Source organism: Arthrobacter sp. 10N43 (assembly GCF_056394525.1).
Genome location: NZ_JBFTIA010000003.1, coordinates 366,006 through 388,963, shown reverse-complemented (window position 1 = coordinate 388,963; position 22,958 = coordinate 366,006). Strand labels below are relative to the sequence as shown.

The following is a 22,958-nucleotide window of genomic DNA, read 5'->3' as shown; positions in this document are numbered from 1 at the left end:
AAACCTCGTCGATTGCTCCGTAAGTGCCGTTTTGAGCCTTGAAAAGGGCCATTACGGAGCAATCGGCGGGGGCGCCCGGCTCAACCATCAGATTTAGGTAGATAACAATGACCATCACCACCCACTCACCGCTCACCGTCACCCTCGGCTCCAGCGGCGTGACCCCCGAGGACGTCGTCGCCGTCGCCCGCCACGACGCCCAGGTGACCATCGCCCAGGACGCCCTCGATACGGTCGCCAAAGTACGCGCCCACATCGACGACCTCGCCCACAGCGAGGTCCCGGCCTACGGCATCTCCACCGGATTCGGGGCGCTGGCCAACCGGCACATCCCCAACGCGCTGCGCACCCAGCTCCAGAAGTCCCTCATCCGCAGCCACGCTGCCGGCATGGGCCCGGCCGTGGAACGCGAAGTGGTCCGCGGCATCATGTTCCTGCGCGCCAAGACCCTCGCCTCCGGCCGCACCGGCGTCCGCCCCGTGGTCCTGCAGACCATGGTGGATGTCCTCAACGCCGGCATCACCCCGGTGGTCCGCGAATTCGGATCGCTCGGCTGCTCCGGCGACCTCGCGCCGCTCTCGCACTGCGCCCTGGTCCTCATGGGCGAAGGCGAAGCGACCGGCCCCGACGGGGAACTGTACGGCGCCAAGGGCGGCCGCACCGTCGCGGAACTCCTCGCCGAACACGGGATCGAACCCGTCACCCTCGCCGAGAAGGAGGGCCTGGCCCTGGTCAACGGCACCGAGGGCATGCTGGGCATGCTCCTGATGGCCATCGCGGACATCCGCCAGCTGCTCACGACGGCGGACATCACCGCCGCGCTCAGCGTCGAGGCGCTGCTCGGCACGGACCAGGTGTTCCTGCCCGAACTGCACGCGGCGCTCCGCCCGCACCCGGGCCAGGCCGCCTCCGCGGACAACATGCTCCGGGTCCTGTCCGACTCCCCGATCGTGGCTTCACACCGGATCAACGACACCAAGGTCCAGGACGCCTACTCGCTGCGCTGCGCACCCCAGGTGGCCGGCGCCGTCCGCGACACCGTGGACCACGCCGCCCTGGTCGCCTCCCGCGAACTGGCCGCCGCGATCGACAACCCGGTGGTCCTGCCCGACGGCCGCGTCAGCTCCAACGGCAACTTCCACGGCGCCCCGGTGGCCTACGTGCTGGACTTCCTGGCGATCGCCGTCGCGGACCTCAGCTCCATCGCGGAGCGCCGGACCGACCGGATGCTGGACCCGGCCCGCTCGCACGGGCTGCCCGCCTTCCTGGCCTCGGACCCCGGCGTCGACTCGGGCCTCATGATCGCCCAGTACACCCAGGCCGGGCTGGTCTCGGACAACAAGCGGCTGGCCGTCCCGGCGTCGGTGGACTCGATCCCGAGCTCGGCGATGCAGGAGGACCACGTCTCCATGGGCTGGCACGCGGCCCGCAAGCTCCGCCGCGCGGTGGAGAACCTGCGGCGCGTCCTGGCGGTCGAACTGGTCACTTCGGCGCGGGCACTGGACATCCGCACCCAGCTCTCCGACGGCGAACTGACGCCGGGTCCCGCGGGCGCGGCAGTGATCGCGGCGCTGCGCGAGGTCGTCGACGGTCCGGGCACCGACAGGTTCCTGTCGCCGGAACTGGAGGCGGCGGACGCCCTGGTGGCGTCGGGCAAGGTCCGGGCGGCGGCCGAATCCGCCGTCGGAAATCTGGCCTGATAAGAAACAAAGTGCACGGCAGCTGAACAATTCCCGGCGTCCCCGAAATCTTTGGCGACACGGAAGGCGGGGGCCCGGGAACTGTAGTACAAATGGAAAGTCACACCAATGAAGTTGTGGCAAAGAACACATACAAAGGGGTAAAAGTTCTATGAAAGCACGCGGCACGGTTCTGTCCAGGCGCCTTGCATCCGCAGCGACGGTTTCCGACTGGAGCGGCCTCCGGGTCGGCGAACGGGTCGAAATCGTCAAGCACGCTCAGGTCATTGCGGCCGGCGAGGTCGAAGAAGTCTCACTGAGCGGAAATGTGCTCTGGCTGGTCCCCGCGGGGCCGTCCGAGACGCAGCTTTTCCTGCAGTCCGACGGCGTGCAGGTGCGCCGGGCGTAGCTTCAACACTTCAGCTTCAACACTTCAGCTTCAAAACTGCAGCAGGGAACCGGGGCTCGTTCGCCGTTCCGCACCAGGTGGTGCGGTCAGGCGAGTGGGCCCCGGTTTTCTCTGTGGGGCCTGCCTAGCGGCTGACCACGGCCCGCAGGGACAGGGAATGGGCCAGCAACCCCAGACGTGACGGCGGGATTCGAACCCGCGTGCGCTGCTTTGCAGGCAGCTCCCTGGCCGCTCGGGTACGCCACGTACATCGAGAGTAGGCAGGCCAAGGGGTCCACTCCAAGATTGGTTTCGCCCGGTTGCCCGCCATTGAGAACTGTGACCTTCCGCGACACCCGGCCGACCACGCTGGGCCGGACGCCGGCCGGCACCGGGCCGGTGCCTCCGGACCCCTGCGGGCCTAGCTCAGCAGCGTATTGACCAGCCGGGCGGCCACCTTGGCGGTGCGGCCGTCGATATCGAACTCCGGGTTCAGTTCAGCGATATCCAGGTGCAGGAGCTTCCCGCTCGCGGCCACCTGCCGGCACACGGCGCTGATCACCGGCAGCGGCACACCGTAGGCCGCCGGGGCGCTGACACCGGGGGCCACCGAGGCCGGCAGCACGTCCAGGTCGATGGTCAGGTACAGCGCGTCCACTTGCGCCAGGAACTCCGCGACAAACGTCTGTGCGGCCTCCGCCGAGCAGTCCTCGTCCAGCAGGTAGTCGACGCCGAGCTCCTCCGCCGTTCCGAACAGCGCCCGGGTGTTGTTCGGCTCGGAAATTCCGACGACGGCGTACCGCAGTTCGCGGCCGGCCGCGGCTTCCGCCCGGGCCATCTGGAGGAACGGCGTGCCGGAGCTGGGCACGGCTTCGTCGCGGAGGTCGAAGTGCGCGTCGAGGTTCAGCACCCCGACCGTGAGGCCTTCCCGGACTGCGGCGGACCCGGCCACGCCGAGGTAGCTCGCAAAGGCGGTCTCGTGCCCGCCGCCCAGCACCACGGGGAGCCTGCCGGCGTCCAGCAGCCTGGTGATGGCCAGCCCGGCACGTGCCTGGCCAGCCTCCAGCGCGTCGCCGGCCACGGTGACGTCACCGGCGTCGAGCACGTCCCGGGACAGGTGGAAGGCCAGCGGGCCGAGCGCGGCGCGGATGGCGGCGGGGGCGGACGCGGCGCCGGTCCGGCCCTTGTTGCGCCGCACGCCGGCGTCGCTGCCGAAGCCGAGGATGACTGCAGGCCGCCGGCCTGTGCCGGCCGCCGCCGGATCCGCCGGGGGAGTGAGCGTTGGGGGAGTGAAGGGTGTGACGGCCTGCCACCAGCGCCGGTGCTCGTCGCCGTCGCCGTCGAACCGGCCCGTCCAGGGCTGCGGCGGGACATCAACGGGGAGCGCGGGAGAAACCATGCCCCTAGCTCACCGCAGCCCGGGCCGGAAAACCAGCGGCGCCGCCGTCGGGCTGTCCGGAATCCCGGAAACTGCCCTTAAACGCCGCCGAGGGGGCCCATGCCCGCAGGGTTCCCTGACCGAGCTTGCGAGGTTAGGGCGCGGGTGGGGAGGCACTTCGCGGCAGTGTTTTCGATAAACGTCGAAAACGTTGCGCGCGAAGTGCCATCTCGGCGGGCGGAGGGGGCTGGCCGGCGAACGGACCCTAGTGGATGCCGAGGGCCGCCTCGATGGGACCGATCGCGAAGAATAGCAGGAACGCGCCCGCGACAGCCCACATGAGCGGGTGCACCTCGCGGGCCCGGCCCTGGAACAGGCGGATCAGCACGAAGGAGATGAAGCCCGCGCCCAGGCCGTTGGCGATCGAGTACGTGAACGGCATGAGGGTGAATGTCAGGAAGGCCGGGATCGCGATGCCCCAGTCCTGCCAGTCGATCTTGCCCACCTGGGAGACCATCATGAAGCCGACGATCACGAGCGCGGGGGCCACGGCCTCGAACGGCACGAGGTTGATCAGCGGGGTGAAGAACATGGCCACGAGGAACAGCAGGCCGGTCACGACAGAGGCCAGGCCGGTGCGGGCGCCTTCGCCGATGCCGGCGCCGGATTCGACGTAGATCTGGTTCGAGGACACGGAGGCTCCGCCGCCGATGATCGCGCCCAGGGCGTCGACCTGCAGTACACGGTCGACGTTGGGGATGTTGCCGTCCTTGTCGATGGTGCCGGCCTCGGTGGCCAGGCCCACCATGGTGCCCATGGCATCGAAGAAGATGCTGAGCAGGATTACGAACGCCAGCAGGGTCGCCGCGACGAAGCCGAGGTGCTCAAAGGCGCCAAACGGGTTGGCCTGGCCGAGCAGGGACAGGTCCGGGGCCGCCCATTCGGAGAATTTCGGCGCCACCAGGGACCAGCCCTGCGGGTTGTGGTTCGTGCCGTCAAAGCTGGGGCCGATGTGCAGGGTGGCTTCCAGGATCACGGACAGGATGGTCGAGGCGACGATGCCGATCAGGATTGCGCCCTTGACCTTGCGGACCACCAGCGCGATGGTCAGGACCAGGCCGAAGACGAACACGAAAGTGGGCCAGCCCAGGAGCTTGCCGTCGAAGCCCAGGCCGACCGGGACGGTGGTGCCGGCGACATCCGGGATGCGCCGCACGAAGCCCGCGTTGACGAGCCCGATCAGGGCGATGAAGAGGCCGATTCCGACCACGATCGCGGTCTTGAGCCCCTCGGGGACGGCCTTGAACACGGCGGTCCGGAAACCGGTGAGGACCAGGATCAGCATGGTGACGCCCGAGAGCATCACGAGGCCCATCATGTCCGGCCAGGACAGTCCGGGGTTCGTGGCCACGGTGACGGCGACGAACGCGTTGACGCCGAGCCCGGTGGCCATGGCGAAGGGATGCTTGGCCCACGCGCCCATGAGGATGGTGAGGATGCCTGCCACGAAGGCGGTGACGGCGGCGACAGCGGGGAAGCCCAGCGTTGCGCCCGTGGAGTCGGGCCCGGAGAGGATCAGCGGATTCAGCACCACGATGTAGCTCATGGCGAAGAACGTGGCGAACCCTCCGCGGATCTCGCGCGAGAAGTTCGACCCCCGTTCGGAGATCTTGAAATACCGGTCGAGTGCGGAGCCCTGCTTGAGCATTAGGTCTTGCATTAGTCCTCCGGGGGTGATGGGTGTTGCCTTAATCCTATTTGGAGCCCAACGGCCAACCCGGCGTTTTCGCCTAGTCTGTAAGGAAGCCAACACTAGGAGTAGCCTGCCCATGCGCCGTTTCCGCCAGCTTCGCAGTGCCCTGCTGGGCGCCGTCGTCCTCATGGCCGTCCTGTTGGGAGCAGTGAGCCCGGCGTCGGCGCACGACACCCTGGAGTCCTCCAGCCCGGCCGACGGAGCAACCCTAGCGGCGCCGCCGGAGCAGGTCGCGGTCACGTTCAACCACAATCCGCTGGCCCTGGGCTCGCAGATCCTGGTCAACGACGCCACGGGCGCCAACTGGGCGGACGGCCCGGTGGAGATCGTGGACAACGTCGCCGCGCAGAAGCTGAAGTCCGGCGCCCCGGCCGGGAAATACACCGTGCACTGGCGGGTCGCCAGTTCCGACGGCCACCCGATCGAGGGCAGCTTCACCTTCACCGCGACGGCGGCTGCGTCCAGTACGACGACGGCGGCCGCGGTCCCCACGATGGGAACCGCCCAGCCGGGCACCACGCCGGCGGCCGCCCCGGCGCCGGCCGGTTCACAGCCGTTCCCGTGGAGCGTCATGGTCTTCGTTGCCGTCGCGGTCGGCATCCTGGTGGCCCTGGGCCTGATGGCCAAGCGCCGGCTCACGCCGGGCAACGGCAGCGACGCAAGCGACACCGAGGTCTGACCCCGCGTTGGGGTAGGAAGCTGGAGTCAGGCCGGGGCCGCCAGGGCGAAGCCGCCCGGCAGCAGCGTGGGGACGCCGTGCGGGTGGACCTTGGCTGAGATCGCCTGGCCCACCACTTTGGCCTGGCGCAGGACTTCCTTGGGCGTGGGGGTAATGAGCTCACCAACCCCCACGAGGTACATCCCCAGGGCATGCATCGCGGCCATGAGGTTCGCCCCGGCGGCCATGCCCAGGTCCGAGAGCATGCGGCGCAGCTGGCTGTGCGCGCAGCGGGTCAGGACAAGGTGATCGGCCAGCAGGACGCCGCCCGGGGTCTGGACGGCCCATTTCTCGGTGGGTGCCCCGTCCGTGCCGGCCTCAAGCAGGTCCAGCTGCAGGGCCCGGATGTTGTTCCGCACGTCGAGCTTGTGGCTTGCGGCGTAGTTCCGAAGATGCCGCAGGATTTCATTGCGCTCCCGCAGGCTGGCGGCGTCCGCCGCGTCGCAGCGCTGGAGCGAGGAGGTGTTGGCGGGGTGGCCCGCACCCAGGAGGTCGAGACCGTCCACAATGATGGACGCGACACCGCGGCGCTGGAGCTCGCTGGCCACGGCCAGGCCAGAGAGCCCCGTCCCGATGACCACGGCGGTGGTCCGCTCAATCCCGCCGTACAAAGGCATGCTCGACACTGCAGGGTCCCTCCTCGAAATGGTGCCAGTCGCGGGGAAAACCCCGGACGCCAACCCAGGCCTGGTCAGGCAGCCTCAGCGGCTGCGTTCTGAAATACCAGTCTCGGTTCAGCAGTGCCTCGAAGGATACCTAAGATTCCCGCCCGTGGATAGAGGAGGTAGGACATTGGCCGTGGTGCCGAATTTCTGGGGTTTTCGGGCCCTGAATCCCGTCGAAACCGTCCCGAAAGCCCGGGATTCCCGGCCGCTGAACGGCGTGTTAACTCTGCGTAAATCCTTTTGCCGCCGCCCGGCGGGGACGCCCGGGGGCCGTCTTGAATGTTGGCAATTAACCGAGAATAGTGAGAAAAATCAGGGGTTCTAGCGCACAAATTCCGGGCCGCCTCGCCGGTGGACGCCGGGCGCCGGTACTTCTGGCAGAATAGCCGAAACATCAGGCAAGTATCGCGAGGAGGCGGACCCAATGGGCCGTGAACAGGTGCATCCGGACCCGGCATGGGAGGCCGGCGGCGAACCGGCGCCTCCCCGGGGAATCGTCGTGGGAGTGGATGGCTCGGACCACAGCCACTGCGCCCTCGTGTGGGCAGCCCGCGAGGCAGAGCGCCGCCGCCGCCCGCTGCACATAGTGACCGCCTACTCGGTTCCGATTTTCGCCGCTTCCGGGCTCGACGGCGGCTACGCCACCGTGGACGACTCCGTGATCCGGGAGGGCGCCGAAGCCATTCTCAAGCACGCCCTGGACAAAATCGCCGGCTACAACATCGACGTCGACGCGTCCGTCGAAAACGGGGACGCCTCAGGTGTGCTGCTGGAAATCAGCGAAACCGCCGAGCTGCTGGTCTTCGGAACCCGCGGCCGCGGCGGCTTTGTGGGCCGGCTGCTCGGTTCCGTCAGCAGCGCCCTGCCTGCCCACGCCAAGTGCCCCACGGTGACTGTGCCACTGATCTGCGCGGACCGGCTCGGCGAAACCACTGACGACAAACACGTCCTGGCCGAACGCGCGAAATCCGGCCGCCAGCCGGTCGAAAACGTTGTGGTGGTCGGCGTCGACGGTTCCGAACAGGCCCGGGTCGCAGTGCTGGAAGCGGCAGCCCAGACCGAACGGCTCGGGGCCCGGCTGCGGGTCGTGTGCGCCGTGCCGCAGTACACCGGCTCGCTGGCCTGGGTGCCCACGCCGATGGACCGCGACGCCCTGTTCGCCGACATCAAGGTCCAGCTCGACGCCGGCGTGGCCTGGCTGCGGAGCCACTTCCCCGCGCTGCAGGTGGAGACTCAGCTCGTGGACGGCTCTCCGGTCGACATCCTGGTCGAAGCCAGCCGGCACGTGGAGCTCGTGGTGGTCGGCACGCGCGGGCGCGGAGGCTTCGCCGGAATGCTGCTCGGATCCACGTCCGACGGCGTCCTCCACCACGCCAAGGGGCCGGTCATGGTGGTGCCGGACCGCGACGACCCGCGGCTGGCTGACAGAGCCAGCTTCGGCCCGATGCTCGGCGACTCCTAGGTCCCGGGCCCAGATCCGGCGTCGGAAGGACGGTTTGCAGATGGAGCACCGCGAGACGCCGGATCCGGGCGAGGTCGGCCCGGTCCTGGCCTTGGAGCGCCTGAGGCAGGACATGCTGGCCCAGGCCGGCGGCAAGGCGGCCAACCTGGGCGAGCTGACGCGGGCCGGACTCCCGGTTCCCCCCGGCTTCTGCCTGACCACCCGCGCGTACCTGGACGCCACGGCCTCCCCGGCGCTGGCCGACGTGCACCGCGCCCTCGCCGCGACGGCCCCCGATGACCTGGCGGGGCTGGCCGCACTCGCCGCGAAGGCCCGCGCGCTGGTGCTCGACGCCGACGTCCCCGCCGGCATCGACGCCGCCGTCCGTACCGCTTATGCCGCGCTGGGCACGGACACTCCGGTCGCGGTGCGGTCCTCCGCGACCGCCGAAGACCTGCCCTTTGCCAGTTTCGCCGGCCAGCAGGACACCTACCTGAACGTCGTCGGCGCGGACGCCGTACTGGCCGCCGTCCGCCAATGCTGGGCCTCCCTGTGGACGGACCGCGCCGTGACCTACCGGGCAGTGCAGGGGATCGATCCGTCCGCGGTGTCCCTCGCCGTCGTCGTCCAGCGCATGGTGGACGCGGCCGTGGCCGGAGTGCTGTTCACGGCCAACCCCGTGACCGGCCGGCGGCACGAGGCCGTCATCGACGCCAGCCCGGGGCTGGGGGAGGCCGTGGTCTCCGGGGCCGTCAACCCGGACCACTTTGTGCTCGACGGCGCCACCGGGCGGATCCTCGAGCGGCGGATAGGCGACAAGGGCCTGCTCATTCGCCCCCTGCCTGGGGGCGGCACCGAGCGTGTGGCACAACCCGACGCCGGATCGGTGCCCAGCCTGGACGATACCCAACTGGCGGCGCTGGAGCTCTTGGGCCGCCGCGCGGAACTGCACTTTGGCTCGCCGCAGGACCTCGAATGGGCCATCGGCCAGGACGGCGCCGTGTGGCTGACCCAGTCCAGGCCCATCACAACGCTCTATCCGATGCTGGACAAGCAGCCGTCCGGGCCCGGACCGCGGGTCTATCTGTGCTTCAGCCTCGCCCAGGGACTGACCCGGCCGCTGACGCCGATGGGTCTCGCCGGCATCCGGCTGATCGCCTCCTCCGTCGCGGAGGCGGCGCATTTCCCGGTGCCGGCGCGCCGGGAGGGGCCGGCTCCGTACCGCGAGGCCGGACAGCGCATCTTCTTCGACCTCACGCCCGTGGTCCGCAGCAGGGCCGGCCGGGCCATCGTCCCCCGGGTTTTCGACGTCATGGAGGCCCGCTCCGCGGCCGTGCTCCGCAACCTCTTCGCCGACCCCAGGTTCTCCGTCACCATCAAATCGCCCTGGCCGCTCCTGCGCCACGTCGCCCCGGTGGCGGCGCGGGCCAGAGTTCCGGAGACCCTGGTCCGCGCCCTCATCCGGCCCGAGGAGGCGCTGCGCCGGGCTGACCGGGTGGGCGAAGAACTCAGGGCCGCACTCGAGGTCCCGGCCGGCGCCACCGCCACGCAGCGCCTGGACCACGTGGAGCGGATCCTCAGCCGGAGCGTCTTTCGCGTGGTCCCCGCCGTCCTGCCGCTGCCCGCCCTGGGGTTCGCCCTGCTCGCGGCGGCCGGAAGACTCGCGGGGAGCCCGGGGAACGGGGCGCTGCAGGAGGTCCTGCGGGGCCTGCCCAACAACGTGACCACTGAAATGGACCTGGACCTCTGGTCGCTGGCCACGGCCATCCGGACGGACCCGGCGTCGGCGGCCGTGTTCGAGGAGGCCGAGCTGCACGAGATAGCCCGGCGTCACCGGGCAGCGGAGCTTCCCGGGGTCGTGCAGTCCGGGCTGGCGGACTTCCTGGGCCGGTACGGCCACCGCGCCGTGGCCGAGATCGACGTCGGCATGCCCCGCTGGTCTGACGACCCGACCCACATCCTCGGGGTCCTGGCCAACTATCTGCGCATGGACGATCCCGTGCTCGCCCCGGACCGGCAGTTCGCCAAAGCGGCTCGCGATGCCGAAGCGCAAGTGGGGCGGCTCGTGGCAGCGGCGGGGCAGCGCAGCCGCCTTCGTGGAGCACTTGCGAAGGCCGCGCTGCGGCGGACCCGGATGTTCGCCGGGCTGCGTGAACTGCCAAAGTTCTATCTCGTGGAAGCCCTGGGCGCCGTCCGGCAGCAGCTTGCGGCCGTCGGGGCCGAACTCGCCGCGGCGGGGGCCATCGATGCGGCGGACGATGTTTTCTTCCTTGACCTGACCGAGGCCCACGTGGGGCTGCGCGGCGCCATGCTGCAGGGTCTCGTGGCACAGCGCCGGGAGGCCTACGGGGCTGAACTTGGCCGGCGGCACATTCCCCGCGTGCTGCTCTCGGACGGCACCGAGCCCGAAGCGGTGCAGACCGGCGGCCGTGGCCCGGCGGACGCGGACGGTTCGGCAGGACGGCTCGCCGGGACGCCGGCCTCGGCCGGCATCGTCACGGCCCGGGCCCGGGTGATCCTGGACCCCCAGGGCGCGCACCTGGAGCCCGGCGAGATCCTCGTGGCTCCGTCCACGGATCCCGGCTGGACGCCGCTGTTCCTGACGGCCGGTGGCCTGGTGATGGAAATGGGCGGCCCCAACTCCCACGGCGCCGTCGTCGCCCGGGAATACGGGATCCCCGCGGTGGTGGGGGTTCCCGACGCAACCGCGCTGATCGCCACCGGCCACAACATCACGGTCGACGGCGCCGCCGGCACCGTTACGCCGGAAAGCTGACCCCGGAATGATGGAGCCGTAATGAAGGCGACGGGGCGGCCCGCCGGATCGCTACAGTGGGGCCATGAGCGAAGTGCGCGGTTCCGAGGGTAAGGATCCCGGAGCCACCGGACGTCCCGCCGCGGGCAGCCCGGAACCTGATGCCCGGCCGCCCGAAAACCCCGGTGCCGCGCCCGGACCGGCCGCGCCCGGACCTGGCGCTCCCGGATCGGGCACTCCCGTCGCCGCCGGGGCGGAAGAGCGGGACGCGTGGCTGCCGGCGTGGCTTGTGCAGCGTCCGCTCACGGCCGGGTGGGCCTGGACCGGGGCCTGGGCGGTACTGATCGTGGCCGATGAATTCCTGGATCTGGCCGGCTGGTCCTGGTACGTGCTGGTCGGCATGGCCGCGCTGCCCACTCTGCTGGCGAGCCTGGCCCTGCTGCACGCCACCCCTCGCCGGTACCTGAAGCCGAGCAGGGACACGGTCCTGGGCCACTTCTTTGTCCGCTTCCTGGCCCTGATCGCCGCCTTCCTCGTGTGGGGCGTATCCATTGTCATGAGCGCCTCGATCTCAACAACAGTCCAGTCGCTCGTTGGCGAGTCCGAACGCGAGGTCACGGCGGTGGGCTTCAACCTGCTGCTGGCCGGGATCCCGCTGGTGGTCTCCGTGCTGTGGCTGGCCTTCATCATCCGCTGCGCCTGGTTCCTGCGGCGCCTCCGGGGCTGGAAACAGACGCCGGAACTGGGGACCGTGCCCAAGAAGTTCCTGCGGGACAGGCCGCGGCTGAAACGGGTGGTGGTGGGCCTCGCCCATCCCGGCCTGCTGCTCGTGGCGGGCCTGGGCACCTCGGTGCTCGCGCTGGTGCTGGGCGCCGTGGAACTGACCATCAATGTGCTGAAGTAGGCCAACCGGGCCGGCCGGGCCAGGCGTACTGTTGACCTATGAGCTGCACTGAAGCGAGCACCCCTCAGGCACGCATTTTTCAGACACGGATATTTGGCCCATCTCTTCCTGGGGCGCGGTCACTATGACGCGCACATGGCTGCGCTGGCTGCCCGCCGTCGCCGTGCCGGCCGTGATAGCCGCCGGCGCCCTGGCCGGATCCCTGCCCGCCAGCGCCGGGGATCCGCTGCCGTCCAAGACACCGGAGCAAGTGCTGCAGCTGATCGCCCAGCACCGCGAACCGGCCCTCTCCGGAACACTCGAACAGTCCTCCGAGCTCGGTCTTCCGGAGCTGCCCAAGACCGGTGCCGGCACGGACTCTTCCAGCACCGCCTGGCTGGAACTGCTGACAGGTCCGCACACCGCACGGGTCTACCGAGACGGCCCGGACAACGCCCGCATCCAGATCATGGACCGGCTGGCCGAACGCAACGCCGTCCGCCACGGCAACGACGTGTGGTTCTACAATTCCAAGGACAACACCGCCTCCCACCTCCAGATCCCCGCTGACGCCGCCAGCCACACCGGCCGCCATGACGCCGGCAAGGAGGCCACGGCCACGCCCGACGAGCTCGCCGCGATGCTGCTGGCCAAGATCGATCCCAGCACGGACGTGACGGTGGGCGCCGACGTCCAGGTGGCAGGCCGGCCCGCCTACAACCTGGTGCTCACGCCGAAGACCGAAGCCACCTTGGTCGCGTCCATCGCGGTAGCCGTTGACGGCCAGACCGGGCTGCCGCTGGGCGTCGAAGTCAAGGCGCGCGGACAGTCCGAGCCGGCCTTCCGCGTCGCCTACACGAGCCTGGCCCTCGGCGCACCGGACGCGTCGGTCTTCACCTTCAGTCCGCCGCCCGGCGCCACCGTCAAGGAGATCCAGGTACCGCAGCACAAGCACGGTAACGACGCCGCGAACGCCACACCGCCGGCCGCCAAGGACAGCGCGGGCAAGCCCGCCGTCACCGGCTCCGGCTGGGACTCGATCGTGGAGTTCCCGGCGGGAACGGCAAGTCCGGCGTCGGACGCCACGGCCCTGCTCCAGCAGGCCACTGTTCCGGTCCAGGGCGGCAGGCTCCTGTCCACCGCGCTGGTGAACGTGTTGGTGCTCGACGACGGCCGGGTCTTCGCCGGCTCCGTCCCGCCGGAGCGGCTCCAGGCCGCCGCAGCGCAGAAGTGATTGCGGGCGCGGCATCGGGCCGCCATCCAGTGACGGCCGCGTGAGCGCCGCCGGGCCGGGTGCGGCGCCGGATGTCGAACCGGGTGCAGCGCCGGATGTCGAACCCGGTATCGAGCTGAGTATCGAGACCAGAGGCCTGACCAAACGGTTCGGCCAGCAATTGGCGGTCGACGGCGTCGATCTGGTCGTGCCGAAAGGCGCGGTCTTCGGCTTCCTGGGCCCGAACGGCTCGGGGAAGACCACCACCATCAGGCTCCTGCTCGGACTTGCCACGGCCACCGGCGGCTCCATGCGTGTCCTGGGCAAAGAGATGCCGAGAAAGCTGGATGACGTGCTTCCGCGGGTCGGAGCGCTCGTCGAGGGGCCGGCGTTCTACCCATTCCTCTCCGGCGCCGCCAACCTGCACCGGATGGACGCCGCGGATCCCTACGGTGCGGCCGCTACCCGGCGCGCCCGGGTCCACTCAGCCCTGGAACGGGTGGGCTTGACCCACGCCGCGGACAAGCTGGTCCGGGCCTACTCGCTGGGCATGAAGCAGCGCCTCGGGATCGCCAACGCCCTGCTGGCCCCGCGGGAGCTCCTGGTGCTCGACGAGCCCACCAACGGACTGGATCCCCAGGGCACCCGGGAGGTGCGGAACCTGGTGCGATCGCTTGCCGCGGACGGCGCCACGGTGTTCGTCTCCAGCCACTTGCTGGCCGAAGTGGAACAGATCTGCACGCATGCGGCCATCATGAGTGCCGGCCGGCTCGTGGCGCAGGGAACCCTGGCGGAACTGCGCGGGGCGGGCCAGGCAAGGATCCGCGTGCTGACGCCGGACCCCGGTACCGCGGTGCAGGTGCTGGCCGGCCTGGGCCTGGCCGCGACGATGACCCCCGACGGCGGCACTGCTGATGCAGGCGGCCCGGACGGCCGCGGCGGCCCGGGACGGGACGCTGTCCTGTTCGCGTCGCTGGTGGGGGCTCCGCCAGCCGGGCCGGACGGCGCGGGGCCTGGCCGGGACGTGGCACCGGAAGCCGTCGTTGCTGCCCTTGTGGCGGCGGGGGTCCGGGTCCGCGGCTTCGCGACCGAACAGGCCAGCCTCGAGGACCGCTTTGTGGCGTTGACGGGGGAGGGGTTCGACGTTGTCCAGTAGCAGCTCACCTTTGCACGATCCATCGGACGCACCCCCGGGCGGCGCGTCAGCCCGGCGCGGGTCCCAGACCGCCGGGCTGCTGGCGTCCGAGATCGGCGTGCTGTTCCGCCGCCGCAGGACCTGGGCCATGTTGTGTGCGCTGGCGGCGATCCCGGTCCTGATCGCCGTGGCCGTGCGTGTCTCCTCGGCCGTGCCGCCGGGCCGCGGGCCTGCCTTCCTGGACCGGATCGCCCAAAACGGCCTGTTCGTCGGCGTCACCGCCATGGTGGTCTCCGTTCCGCTGTTCCTGCCGCTCACCGTCGGCGTGGTGGCCGGTGACACGATCGCCGGCGAGGCCGGGCAGGGAACCCTGCGGTACCTGCTCGTGGCTCCGGCCGGGCGGATCCGGCTGTTGATCGTCAAATATGCCGGCACGGCCCTGTTCGTCGTCGTGGCGCCGCTCGTGGTGGCCCTGACGGGGGCGGGAATCGGCGCCGCGCTTTTCCCGGTGGGGCCGGTGACCCTGCTTTCCGGCGACACTATCGGCACCGGCGAGGCCATGATCAGGCTCCTGCTGATCGCCGCCTATCTGGCGGTATCGCTGCTCGGGTTGTCGGCGATCGGCCTGTTCATCTCCACCCTGACCGACGTTCCGGTGGGGGCCATGGCGGCCACCGTAGTGCTCTCAGTCGTCGCGCAGGTCCTGGACGCGCTGCCGCAGCTGGACTGGCTGCACCCGTGGCTGTTCAGCCATTACTGGCTGGACTTTGGCGATCTCCTCCGGCAGCCCGTTTCCTGGGACTCCTTTGCCGTCAACGCCCTCCTGCAGGGCGGCTATGTCGCCGTGTTCGGGGCGCTGGCCTACGGCAGGTTCATCACCAAGGACGTGCTCTCCTAGTCTCCGAAGAGAACGGCCACGGGCCGAGCTTTAGGAACGGCGCGCCGGGGACGGGGCTCAGTAGCGGGCCACGTAGCCGTAGAGCTGCATCCCTGACATGGCGGCAACATCGGTCACCGTAATGCCGGCGTCGGGATTGAGGGCCTGGACCACGCGGCCGCCGCCCAGGTAGATGGCCACATGGTAGAAGCCCGGTGCCGAACCCCAGACCAGCAGGTCGCCGGGGCGCGCCTGCGAGAGCGGGACGTGGACGGGGGCCTGGGCAAACTGCTGGGATGCGGTGCGGGGCAGGTACTTGCCGGCGGCGGCAAACGCGTTCTGCACCAGGCCTGAGCAGTCAAAGCCATAGGCTCCGGTTCCGCCGTACTGGTAGAAGAACGGCGATCCGGTCTTGCCGAGTGCGACTGAAATGGCGGTCTGGTTTGACCCGCCGGAAATCGGCGCGGGAACGGGAACCGGCGCGGGGACGGGAATGGGCGCAGGAACCGGAACCTGAATCGGGACAGGAGCAGGAGCAGGAGCCGGAGCAGGCGCAGGAGCGGGATCCGGCGCGGCGACGGGTGCCGGTTCGGGAGCGGGCGCCGGTGCTGCCGGCTGCTGCGCGGCCGAATCGTCACGCCCCGGTGATGCAGGAGCAGGCTCCGGGCCCGTGGCGGGCTGCGGCGCGGCGGCGGCCGCAGCGGTCAGCGCCGCCAGCCGGTCCTGCTGACGTTGACGGTCCAGGGCATCCACGCGGGCCGATTCCAGTGCCGCGGTGGTGTTTTTCAGGGTTGCCAGCTGGTCCACGAGCGCGCTCCGCTGGGCTTTGGCATCAGCCACGGCCTGGCGCTGGGCCGCGGTGGCGCGGTCGGCATCGGTCTTGCGCGCTTCCGCCATCGTGGCAGCTTCATCGGCGGCACGGTTGGCGTCCGCCGCTGCTTCGGTCAGCGACTTTGCGGCGGAGGCCGCGGTTTCTGCCGACTGGAAAGCCCGCGCGCGTCCGGCCGTCACGGCTTCGAGGGTCGCGGCGTCTTCGAGCGCATGCCCGGTGCCGCTGACAAAGCTGCTGAGGGCAGGATTCAGGCCGCCGTTGCGGTACAGATCGCCGGCCAGCTGGCCCACCTGCTTGCGGGTCTTGGCCTGGTCCGCCTCGGCGGCGGCAGCCCTGGCGGCCGCCACAGCCGCCGCGTCACGGCGCGTGGCCAGCTCCACGAGGGCCTCGCCATACGCGTTGTTCGCCTGCAGGGACGCGGCGAGGCTGGCTTCCTGGCCGGCCGACGCATCGGCCAGAAGCCCATCGATCCTGGTGACCTCCGCCGCCGTCGCGCTTTCACTGGATTTGGCCGCTGCGATCTCTTCCGGCGAGGGGATCTCCGGCGACGCCGGAACGCGGACTGCGGCCGCCAGCGGCGCGGAAGCAAGCGGTGCGGCCTTTGCCGGGAGCGCGAGCGTTCCAAGAAGGACGACGGCGGTGCAGAGCACAGCAGTCTTGCGACCGGATCCGATCCAGCTCATGGGCAAACCTCGAAGTCTCAGGCTGGAATGAGCGAGGTCGGAATTTGACACATGAAAAGCCCCTCTGCGGATCACCCAGCAGGCATGAGGCTACGTGCCAAAGACCACTTTGGCAACACGAGTCACATTAATAACATAAACAACACTGGTGTCATTTGGCCACGTCCGCGCGGGGTGTGTCTCGCGAGCGGCGCAGTGAAGTCTCCGCAGCCGGCCCCCGCAGATCGGCGCCGCCGCTCAGGCGTGCTGGTGGGCCTCGTGTTCCGAGTGGGTGGCCGGCTCGAGCTGGAAGGTGCAGTGCTCGGTGTCGAAATGGGAGCCCAGGCAGGTGGTGAGTTTGTCCAGGACCCGGTCGGCGCCGCGGGCTCCGAGGGCCGCATCCTCCACCACCACGTGCGCGGAGAACACGGGGACGCCCGAGGTGATGGTCCAGATGTGGATGTCGTGGACGGACACCACGCCGTCCACCGCGAGGATGTGCTCGCGGATCATCTGGACGTCCACGCCCTTGGGGGTGGCCTCGAGGAGCACGTCCACCACGTCGCGCAGCAGGTGCCAGGCCCTGGGCAGGATCATCAGGGCGATGAGGATCGACGCAATGGTGTCGGCCGCCTGGAACCCGGTGACCATGATGACCACCGCGGCCACGATGACGGCAAAGGAGCCCAGCAGATCGCCCAGGACCTCCAGGTAGGCGCCGCGGACGTTCAGGCTTTCCTTCTGGGCGCCGCGCAGGATCAGCAGGGACACCAGGTTGGCGACGGCGCCGAGGACCGCCGCGGCGAGCATGATGTCGGTGTGGACCTCCGGGGTGGAGCCGAGCCGGCGGATGGCTTCGGTGAAAATGACCACGGAGATGACGATCAGGACCAGGGCGTTTGCCAGCGCCGCCAGGACTTCTGCGCGCTGGTAGCCGTAGGTGCGCTGGTCGCTGGCCGGCCGGGCGGCGATCCACGCGGCCAGCAGGGCGATGAAGACGCCGGCGGCGTCGGAGAGCATGTGCCCGGCGTCGGCGAGCAGGGCCAGGGATCCCGAGACCACCGCGCCAATCGCCTGCACGAGCACCACGGCCAGCGTGATGGCCAGGACGGCGACCAGACGCTTCCGGTGTTTTGCTGTGCCAGTGCCAGAGGCGGAGATGCCGTGCGAGTGGCTGTGGTCGTGTCCCATGCCTACAAGGCTATCCCCAGCCGAGCTCGTGCAGGCGCGCGTCGCTGATGCCGAAGTGGTGGGCGATCTCGTGCACCACGGTGACGGTGACTTCCTCGATCACGTCCTCGCGGGAGGCACAGATGTCCAGGATGGGCTGGCGGAAGATGGTGATGCGGTCCGGCAGAGAACCGGCGTCCCACCAGGAATCCCGCTCGGTCAGCGGGACCCCCTCGTAGAGCCCCAGCAGCACGGTGTCCGGATCCTCCCCGGGCTGCGGGGTGTAGTCGTCCTCGATGAAGATCGCCACATTGCTCATGGTCTTCGCCAGCTCCGGCGGGATCCGGTCCAGGGCGTCGGTCACCGCGGCCTCGAAATCGGCGTCGGACATCGGAAAGGGTCCGTCGCCATCGGCATCGCCGCGTCCGTCGCCTTGACCCTCTCTTTGACCGTTGAAGGGCCCGTCGTCGCCATTTGGAACGATCGGCAGGCCAGGCGGGAGCGACGGGGACATAGGGAAACCCTAGCGGGACCGGCGCCGGGTCAGGGCCACGCCCACCAGGCAGATCACGCCGCCCACCAGACCCCAGATGGTCGGAATCTCGCCCAGCACCAGCCAGGAGATCAGGATGGTGGTGCCCGGGACCAGGTAGGTGGTGGCGGCGAGGCGCCCGGCGTCAATCAGCGAGAGCGCATAGGCCCAGGTGGTGAACGCGATCGCCGTCGGGAAGATGCCCAGGTAGACCAGGCCCAGCGTGGCCGGCAGTGGCGCGGCCTGCAGTTCGGCGATCAGCTGGCCGCTGAAGGGCAGGCAGCAAAGCGCCCCCACCATGATGCCGAACCAGGTGGCCTGGGCGGCCGGGAACTTGCGGAGCACCGGCTTTTGGACGATCACGCTCACCGCGGCAAGAGCTGCAGCAAGCAGGCACAACAGCACGCCGGCCACGTCCGCCGTCGACTTCTGGCCGGAACCCAGCGCAATCACGGCGACGCCGCCGAACGCTATCAGGCTGCCGATGATCAGCCAGCGGGGGAACCCCTCTTTGAGGATGATCCCGGCCATCACGGCGACAAGGATGGGGTTGACGTTGATCAGCAGGGCAGCGGTGCCGGCGTCCAGCATGTGCTCCGCCGCGTTGAGGGCCACGTTGTAGCCGCCGAACCACATGACGCCGTAGGCCAGGATGGGCCACCATTCGCGGCCCCGGGGCAGCCCCTTGAGCTTGGGCACCACCAGGAGGCCCAGCGCGACCGCGGCAACCGCCAGCCGGCCGAGGGTCAGCGGGCCGGGGGAGAAGCTCGGGCCCACGGCCCGGATGCCCACGAAGGCGGAAGCCCACAGGACCACAGTGACAACGACGGCGGCGATGCCGAGCCTGCTGATCGTGGCCGGCTGTCGGGGAGGGGTTGGTGCGGGTTGCGGGGCGGGAGCGGGGGCAGCGTGCGGAGACCCTTCGTGGGGGCCTGCGGACGGAGTGGGGCCGGATGCGGCGGTGGTAGCCATGCTGCCAATCTAGCCCGTGCCGCGCCCTCCCGGCTGGCGGGAATCGGCCACGTCTAGTCGAGATCCTGCCAACATGCCGGATTGCCTCAGCGCAGGAGCCGCGCCGCCGCGCGGACAGCGTCCGCGACCTCGGTCAGCGCTACCGATCCGCGACGCCATTGCTGCCAGTAGAGGGCAACGTCCACCTGAGCGCGGGGCGAGAGCCGCTCAAGCGTGCCGTTCGCGAGGTCTTCACCGATTTCGATCTCGGGCATCATGCCCCATCCCATGCCCCAGCGGATGGCATCGCCAAACTCCTGGGAGGCCGGAACGTAGTGCCGCGGCGGCTGAAGGGTCGCGCGGCGGAACCGGCGCAGCCAGCGGTCCTGCAGATCGTCTTTGCGGTCAAAGAGCACGACGGGTGCTGCGGCCAGGGTCGCGGCGGTGACCCCGGCCTCAAACCAGCGGGTGGCGAACTCCGGAGCGCATACCGGCAGATAGCGCATGACTCCCAGCCTGGTGGAGGAGCAGCCGGGCACAGGCTTGGCTGTCTCGGTGATGGCGGCGGCCGCGGCGCCCGCGCGCAGGAGGTCCAGCGAGTGTTCCTGGTCTTCGCGCAGGATCTCCAGCTGGATGTTGCTGCTGGCCGCCGCGAGGCCGGCCAGCGCCCAGGTGTGCAGTGAATCGCTGTTGATCACCAGCGTCAGGCGCGTCCCGCCCCGGGGTTCCGCCGGCTGCAGTTCCTCGGCCAGGTCCGCGGAGAGCAATTCCAGCTGCCGGGCGAACCGAACCACGGCCTGGCCGGACTCGGTGAGTCCGGGCGGACGCGCACGGGTCAGGACGGGCCGGCCGACGGCGGTCTCCAGGGCCCGGATCCGCTGGCTGATGGCCGACGGCGTGACGGACAGGTGGGCGGCTGCGGCGTCGAAGCTTCCGTGCGTGAGGATGGCGGCCAGGGTCCGGGCCTGCTCGGGGGCTATTTCCATCATTAGATCATCTTATGTATGACCAAGAACTTTAACTGGTTTCATCTCCGGCCGGAGCCTACCGTGGAGTGGTGATCCTCCCCCTGTTCTCCGGCCTTTCCGCCGGACTGTCCCTGATCGTTGCCATCGGCGCGCAGAACGCCTTCGTCCTGCGCCAGGGCATCCAGCGCTCGCACGTCGCCATGGTGGTGGCGGTCTGCGCCGTGTCGGACCTCGTGCTGATCCTGCTGGGCGTCGCCGGCATCGGAGTCCTTTTGGACCGGGCGCCCGCCGCGCTGGTGGTGATCAGGTGGGTCGGCGCCGCGTTCCTCCTCGCCTACGGGGCGCTCGCGGCTCGGCGTGCGGTCCGGGGGGAGCAGATGGAGCATCCGGGCGACAAGCCGCCAGGCAGCCGGGCGGCTGTGCTGGGCACCTGCCTGGCCTTCACGTGGCTGAACCCGCACGTCTACCTGGACACGGTGCTGCTGCTCGGATCCCTCGCTGCCGCCCAGGGCCCGTCCGGACGCTGGTGGTTCGCCGCCGGGGCCGGCCTGGGCAGCATTGCCTGGTTTGCCGCCCTCGGCGCCGGCGCGCGTTTGCTGACCACCCTGTTCCGGCGCCGGGCGGCCTGGCGCGTGCTCGACGCCGGCATCGCCGTCGTGATGTTCACGCTGGCAGTGCTGCTGCTCGCCTGAGTGCCCGTGTGCGGAACCGGTCCCGGACCATGGGCCGGCGGGCCCTTGTCCGCCCAGCGTGGCGGGTTCACGATGGGCGGTATGGCAATATCCCCAGCTTCGGCCCGCGAAAGACGGCGTGCGGCCATCGGTACCGCCGTCTTCGCTGTTGCCCCCGCAACGGCCGCCGGCGTGGTGCCGTGGCTTCTGACCCGCTGGGAAGTGGAGGACCCGGTCCCTGGAGGGGTTCCCGCACAGATCACGGGCGCCCTGCTGATCGGCGCGGGCGCCGCGGTGATCGCGAACTCCTTCGTGCATTTCGCCGTGGAGGGCATCGGGACTCCGGCGCCGTTCGCCCCACCCAGGAAGCTGGTGGTTGGCGGACTCTACCGGTACGTGCGGAATCCGATGTATGTGTCCATTGCCGCGGCCATCGCCGGGCAGGGACTCCTGCTCGGTCAGCCGAAGCTCTTCGTGGCCCTGGGCATCGGCGCCGTCCCGGTGGTGGCCTTCGTCCGGCTGTACGAGGAGCCGGCGCTGACCCGGAAGTTTGGTGCGGACTACGAGGAGTACCGCAGTAACGTCCCGCGCTGGCTGCCCCGGCTCACGCCGTGGCGGCCTGAGGATCCGGAACGGGCGCGGGGCTAGGCCGCTATTTGCCTCGTCCGGCCCACTCCAGCAGGCGATCCAGCGGCCAGGTGGTGACGATCCGCTCGGCGGGCACGCCGTTCGAGGCCGCCCGCTCGGCGCCATACTGCAGGAAATCCAGCTGGCCCGGTGCGTGGGCGTCACTGTCGATGCTGAAGAGGCAGCCGGCATCGAGGGCAAGCCGGATCAGCTCGTCCGGCGGATCCTGCCGTTCGGGGCGGGAATTAATTTCGACCGCTACGTCATTCTCGGCACACGCCGCGAACACCTGCGCAGCGTCGAACTCGGACTGCGGCCGGGTGCCCCTCGAGCCCTGCAGCAGCCGGCCTGTGCAGTGGCCGAGGACGTTCATCTGCGGATCCTTGATGGCGCCCAGCATCCGCTCGGTCATGGTGCGCCGGTCGGAGCGGAGCTTCGAATGGACACTTGCCACCACTATGTCCAGCCGCTCCAGCATGTCCGGGGACTGGTCCAGGGTCCCGTCCTCCAGGATGTCCACCTCGATCCCGGCCAGGAGCCGGAAGCCCCCGCCGTCCGCGTTGATGTCCGCGAGCACGTCCAGTTGTTCCAGGAGGCGTTCGGCGCTCAGTCCGTTGGCGATCTTGAGGCTGGGGGAGTGGTCCGTCAGGGCGAGATACTCCCGGCCCAGCGTCCGGGCGGCGTCAGCCATGAGCCCGATCGGGGACCCGCCGTCGGACCAGTCGCTGTGGCTGTGCAGGTCACCGCGGAGGGCGGAGTGCAGTTCCGCGCCGCCGTCCGCGAGGGGCTGCTGCCCGCGTTGCCGCAGGCCCTCAAGGTAGTCGGGCACGCCGCCGTCGACAGCCTGCCTGATGACTTCGAAGGTCCTGTCCCCGATCCCCTTCATGCTTTTCAGCCTGCCGTTGCGGGCCCGGGCCGCGACCTCGTCCGGTTCCAGGGCGCCGATAATCCCGGCCGCCTTCCGGAACGCCTGGATCTTGAACGTGGGGGCCAGTTCCCGTTCCAGCCAGAACGCAATCTCATTGAGGGCATCAACGGCATCCATCCGTCCATCTTGCACCCACCGTGCGCCCGCGCGTGGCCCGCGCGGGGGCGATTTTGGATAACCGGGGGTCTGCCCTTATAGTTTTATAGTCCCGTTCGGAGGAACCCGAGAGGACAAAAACGAAAGGCTTCGGCCCTTAATTTTTGCCCTGATGAGTTCAACCGGATGGCGTTCTGGCCCCCATCGTCTAGCGGCCTAGGACACCGCCCTTTCACGGCGGCGGCACGGGTTCGAATCCCGTTGGGGGTACGCAAGGAACTGGTCAAACCGGATCAAAAAGTCTGGTAGGCTAAAGGCCTTGAAAAATTGCGGAAGCGAAACCGCAGGCGGCAAGAAACGCAGTACAAGCAGTAACAAGCAAGGCCCTGTAGCGCAGTTGGTTAGCGCGCCGCCCTGTCACGGCGGAGGTCGCGGGTTCAAGTCCCGTCAGGGTCGCTCTGATTGCCGGAAGAAATTCCGGCCTTCAAGGTGACACGTCACCTAGGCTCTGTAGCTCAGTTGGTAGAGCGTTCGACTGAAAATCGAAAGGTCACCGGATCGACGCCGGTCGGAGCCACCAGCTAGAACCCCGCAGTTCCCAGTGTTTACAAGGGATCTGCGGGGTTTTTTGTTGTT

At 69.6% G+C, this 22,958-nt stretch carries 20 protein-coding genes and 4 tRNA genes; 14 read left to right on the top strand and 10 right to left on the bottom strand.

From position 1 onward, the window contains the following. The first annotated feature begins 107 nt into the window (after positions 1-107). Both hutH and AC1DDO_RS06645 read left to right on the top strand, forming a co-directional pair. Positions 108-1,700, top strand: a complete 1,593-nt coding sequence (gene hutH / locus AC1DDO_RS06650) for a histidine ammonia-lyase (RefSeq protein ID WP_476866967.1) — start codon at positions 108-110, stop codon at positions 1,698-1,700. Positions 1,701-1,851: 151 nt separating this feature from the next. Continuing rightward, entirely contained in the window at positions 1,852-2,088 is a 237-nt protein-coding gene (locus AC1DDO_RS06645; protein WP_090579075.1) for a hypothetical protein, read from the top strand. Between the two features lie 175 nt (positions 2,089-2,263). Here AC1DDO_RS06645 and AC1DDO_RS06640 read toward each other — a convergent pair. The 3 genes from AC1DDO_RS06640 to AC1DDO_RS06630 form a co-directional block, all read right to left on the bottom strand. Continuing rightward, positions 2,264-2,334: transfer RNA gene (locus AC1DDO_RS06640), tRNA-Cys, on the bottom strand. 154 nt (positions 2,335-2,488) lie between these two features. Then, positions 2,489-3,466: a formimidoylglutamase gene (gene hutG, locus AC1DDO_RS06635; RefSeq protein ID WP_476866968.1), complete on the bottom strand. Its 978-nt coding sequence runs from the start codon at positions 3,464-3,466 to the stop codon at positions 2,489-2,491. A gap of 244 nt (positions 3,467-3,710) precedes the next feature. Next, positions 3,711-5,153, bottom strand: coding sequence for an NCS2 family permease (locus tag AC1DDO_RS06630; protein ID WP_441408369.1), 1,443 nt, complete (start codon positions 5,151-5,153; stop codon positions 3,711-3,713). Positions 5,154-5,274: 121 nt separating this feature from the next. Between AC1DDO_RS06630 and AC1DDO_RS06625 the strand changes: the two genes are divergently transcribed. Then, positions 5,275-5,877, top strand: a complete 603-nt coding sequence (locus AC1DDO_RS06625; protein WP_476866969.1) for a copper resistance CopC family protein — start codon at positions 5,275-5,277, stop codon at positions 5,875-5,877. Between the two features lie 26 nt (positions 5,878-5,903). Here the strand turns inward: AC1DDO_RS06625 and AC1DDO_RS06620 are convergent, their stop codons facing one another. Further along, complete coding sequence (locus AC1DDO_RS06620; protein ID WP_476866970.1) at positions 5,904-6,533, bottom strand: FAD-binding protein; 630 nt, start codon at positions 6,531-6,533, stop codon at positions 5,904-5,906. A gap of 472 nt (positions 6,534-7,005) precedes the next feature. On the opposite strand from AC1DDO_RS06620, the gene AC1DDO_RS06615 reads away from it, so the two are divergent. The 6 genes from AC1DDO_RS06615 (at position 7,006) to AC1DDO_RS06590 (ending at position 14,906) form a co-directional block, all read left to right on the top strand. Then, the gene (locus AC1DDO_RS06615) at positions 7,006-8,043 is read left to right on the top strand and encodes a universal stress protein (RefSeq protein ID WP_476866971.1); all 1,038 of its coding nucleotides are present in this window, start codon (positions 7,006-7,008) and stop codon (positions 8,041-8,043) included. Positions 8,044-8,083: 40 nt separating this feature from the next. Beyond that, entirely contained in the window at positions 8,084-10,798 is a 2,715-nt protein-coding gene (locus AC1DDO_RS06610) for a PEP/pyruvate-binding domain-containing protein (RefSeq protein ID WP_476866972.1), read from the top strand. Between the two features lie 64 nt (positions 10,799-10,862). After that, positions 10,863-11,681 carry a hypothetical protein gene (locus AC1DDO_RS06605; protein WP_476866973.1) on the top strand — a complete coding sequence of 273 codons (819 nt, stop codon included), beginning with the start codon at positions 10,863-10,865 and terminating at the stop codon, positions 11,679-11,681. Between the two features lie 124 nt (positions 11,682-11,805). Then, positions 11,806-12,894: a LolA family protein gene (locus AC1DDO_RS06600; protein WP_476866974.1), complete on the top strand. Its 1,089-nt coding sequence runs from the start codon at positions 11,806-11,808 to the stop codon at positions 12,892-12,894. A gap of 115 nt (positions 12,895-13,009) precedes the next feature. Continuing rightward, positions 13,010-14,029: an ABC transporter ATP-binding protein gene (locus tag AC1DDO_RS06595; RefSeq protein ID WP_476867080.1), complete on the top strand. Its 1,020-nt coding sequence runs from the start codon at positions 13,010-13,012 to the stop codon at positions 14,027-14,029. 76 nt (positions 14,030-14,105) lie between these two features. Beyond that, entirely contained in the window at positions 14,106-14,906 is an 801-nt protein-coding gene (locus tag AC1DDO_RS06590; RefSeq protein WP_476867081.1) for an ABC transporter permease, read from the top strand. 57 nt (positions 14,907-14,963) lie between these two features. On the opposite strand, the gene AC1DDO_RS06585 is transcribed toward AC1DDO_RS06590, so the two are convergent. From AC1DDO_RS06585 to AC1DDO_RS06565, 5 genes are all read right to left on the bottom strand, one after another. Next, the gene (locus tag AC1DDO_RS06585) at positions 14,964-16,400 is read right to left on the bottom strand and encodes a C40 family peptidase (protein WP_476866975.1); all 1,437 of its coding nucleotides are present in this window, start codon (positions 16,398-16,400) and stop codon (positions 14,964-14,966) included. A gap of 237 nt (positions 16,401-16,637) precedes the next feature. Next, positions 16,638-17,570, bottom strand: coding sequence for a cation diffusion facilitator family transporter (locus AC1DDO_RS06580; RefSeq protein WP_476866976.1), 933 nt, complete (start codon positions 17,568-17,570; stop codon positions 16,638-16,640). Positions 17,571-17,580: 10 nt separating this feature from the next. Then, complete coding sequence (locus tag AC1DDO_RS06575) at positions 17,581-17,940, bottom strand: metallopeptidase family protein (RefSeq protein ID WP_476866977.1); 360 nt, start codon at positions 17,938-17,940, stop codon at positions 17,581-17,583. 132 nt (positions 17,941-18,072) lie between these two features. Then, positions 18,073-19,053 carry a DMT family transporter gene (locus AC1DDO_RS06570; protein ID WP_476866978.1) on the bottom strand — a complete coding sequence of 327 codons (981 nt, stop codon included), beginning with the start codon at positions 19,051-19,053 and terminating at the stop codon, positions 18,073-18,075. Positions 19,054-19,139: 86 nt separating this feature from the next. Next, a complete protein-coding gene (locus tag AC1DDO_RS06565) occupies positions 19,140-20,021 on the bottom strand; it encodes an ArgP/LysG family DNA-binding transcriptional regulator (RefSeq protein WP_476866979.1) in 882 nt (293 codons plus the stop codon). 68 nt (positions 20,022-20,089) lie between these two features. Between AC1DDO_RS06565 and AC1DDO_RS06560 the strand changes: the two genes are divergently transcribed. Continuing rightward, positions 20,090-20,692, top strand: coding sequence for a LysE/ArgO family amino acid transporter (locus tag AC1DDO_RS06560; RefSeq protein WP_476866980.1), 603 nt, complete (start codon positions 20,090-20,092; stop codon positions 20,690-20,692). Positions 20,693-20,773: 81 nt separating this feature from the next. After that, entirely contained in the window at positions 20,774-21,319 is a 546-nt protein-coding gene (locus AC1DDO_RS06555) for a methyltransferase family protein (RefSeq protein ID WP_476866981.1), read from the top strand. A gap of 4 nt (positions 21,320-21,323) precedes the next feature. Here the strand turns inward: AC1DDO_RS06555 and AC1DDO_RS06550 are convergent, their stop codons facing one another. Continuing rightward, positions 21,324-22,343, bottom strand: a complete 1,020-nt coding sequence (locus AC1DDO_RS06550; protein ID WP_476866982.1) for a PHP domain-containing protein — start codon at positions 22,341-22,343, stop codon at positions 21,324-21,326. Between the two features lie 176 nt (positions 22,344-22,519). Here AC1DDO_RS06550 and AC1DDO_RS06545 point away from each other — a divergent pair. The 3 genes from AC1DDO_RS06545 to AC1DDO_RS06535 all read left to right on the top strand — a co-directional run bounded on the left by AC1DDO_RS06545 (position 22,520) and on the right by AC1DDO_RS06535 (position 22,902). Further along, positions 22,520-22,592: transfer RNA gene (locus AC1DDO_RS06545), tRNA-Glu, on the top strand. Between the two features lie 112 nt (positions 22,593-22,704). After that, positions 22,705-22,778 (top strand) — tRNA-Asp (locus AC1DDO_RS06540). 48 nt (positions 22,779-22,826) lie between these two features. Continuing rightward, positions 22,827-22,902: transfer RNA gene (locus AC1DDO_RS06535), tRNA-Phe, on the top strand. The last annotated feature ends 56 nt before the right edge of the window (positions 22,903-22,958 follow it).

Coding starts and splice junctions, on each gene's coding strand:
- hutH (WP_476866967.1), top strand. CDS start 108: ATGACCATCACCACCCACTCACCGCTCACCGTCACCCTCGGCTCCAGC.
- AC1DDO_RS06645 (WP_090579075.1), top strand. CDS start 1,852: ATGAAAGCACGCGGCACGGTTCTGTCCAGGCGCCTTGCATCCGCAGCG.
- hutG (WP_476866968.1), bottom strand. CDS start 3,466: ATGGTTTCTCCCGCGCTCCCCGTTGATGTCCCGCCGCAGCCCTGGACG.
- AC1DDO_RS06630 (WP_441408369.1), bottom strand. CDS start 5,153: ATGCTCAAGCAGGGCTCCGCACTCGACCGGTATTTCAAGATCTCCGAA.
- AC1DDO_RS06625 (WP_476866969.1), top strand. CDS start 5,275: ATGCGCCGTTTCCGCCAGCTTCGCAGTGCCCTGCTGGGCGCCGTCGTC.
- AC1DDO_RS06620 (WP_476866970.1), bottom strand. CDS start 6,533: ATGCCTTTGTACGGCGGGATTGAGCGGACCACCGCCGTGGTCATCGGG.
- AC1DDO_RS06615 (WP_476866971.1), top strand. CDS start 7,006: ATGGGCCGTGAACAGGTGCATCCGGACCCGGCATGGGAGGCCGGCGGC.
- AC1DDO_RS06610 (WP_476866972.1), top strand. CDS start 8,084: ATGGAGCACCGCGAGACGCCGGATCCGGGCGAGGTCGGCCCGGTCCTG.
- AC1DDO_RS06605 (WP_476866973.1), top strand. CDS start 10,863: ATGAGCGAAGTGCGCGGTTCCGAGGGTAAGGATCCCGGAGCCACCGGA.
- AC1DDO_RS06600 (WP_476866974.1), top strand. CDS start 11,806: ATGACGCGCACATGGCTGCGCTGGCTGCCCGCCGTCGCCGTGCCGGCC.
- AC1DDO_RS06585 (WP_476866975.1), bottom strand. CDS start 16,400: ATGAGCTGGATCGGATCCGGTCGCAAGACTGCTGTGCTCTGCACCGCC.
- AC1DDO_RS06580 (WP_476866976.1), bottom strand. CDS start 17,570: ATGGGACACGACCACAGCCACTCGCACGGCATCTCCGCCTCTGGCACT.
- AC1DDO_RS06575 (WP_476866977.1), bottom strand. CDS start 17,940: ATGTCCGACGCCGATTTCGAGGCCGCGGTGACCGACGCCCTGGACCGG.
- AC1DDO_RS06570 (WP_476866978.1), bottom strand. CDS start 19,053: ATGGCTACCACCGCCGCATCCGGCCCCACTCCGTCCGCAGGCCCCCAC.
- AC1DDO_RS06565 (WP_476866979.1), bottom strand. CDS start 20,021: ATGATGGAAATAGCCCCCGAGCAGGCCCGGACCCTGGCCGCCATCCTC.
- AC1DDO_RS06555 (WP_476866981.1), top strand. CDS start 20,774: ATGGCAATATCCCCAGCTTCGGCCCGCGAAAGACGGCGTGCGGCCATC.
- AC1DDO_RS06550 (WP_476866982.1), bottom strand. CDS start 22,343: ATGGATGCCGTTGATGCCCTCAATGAGATTGCGTTCTGGCTGGAACGG.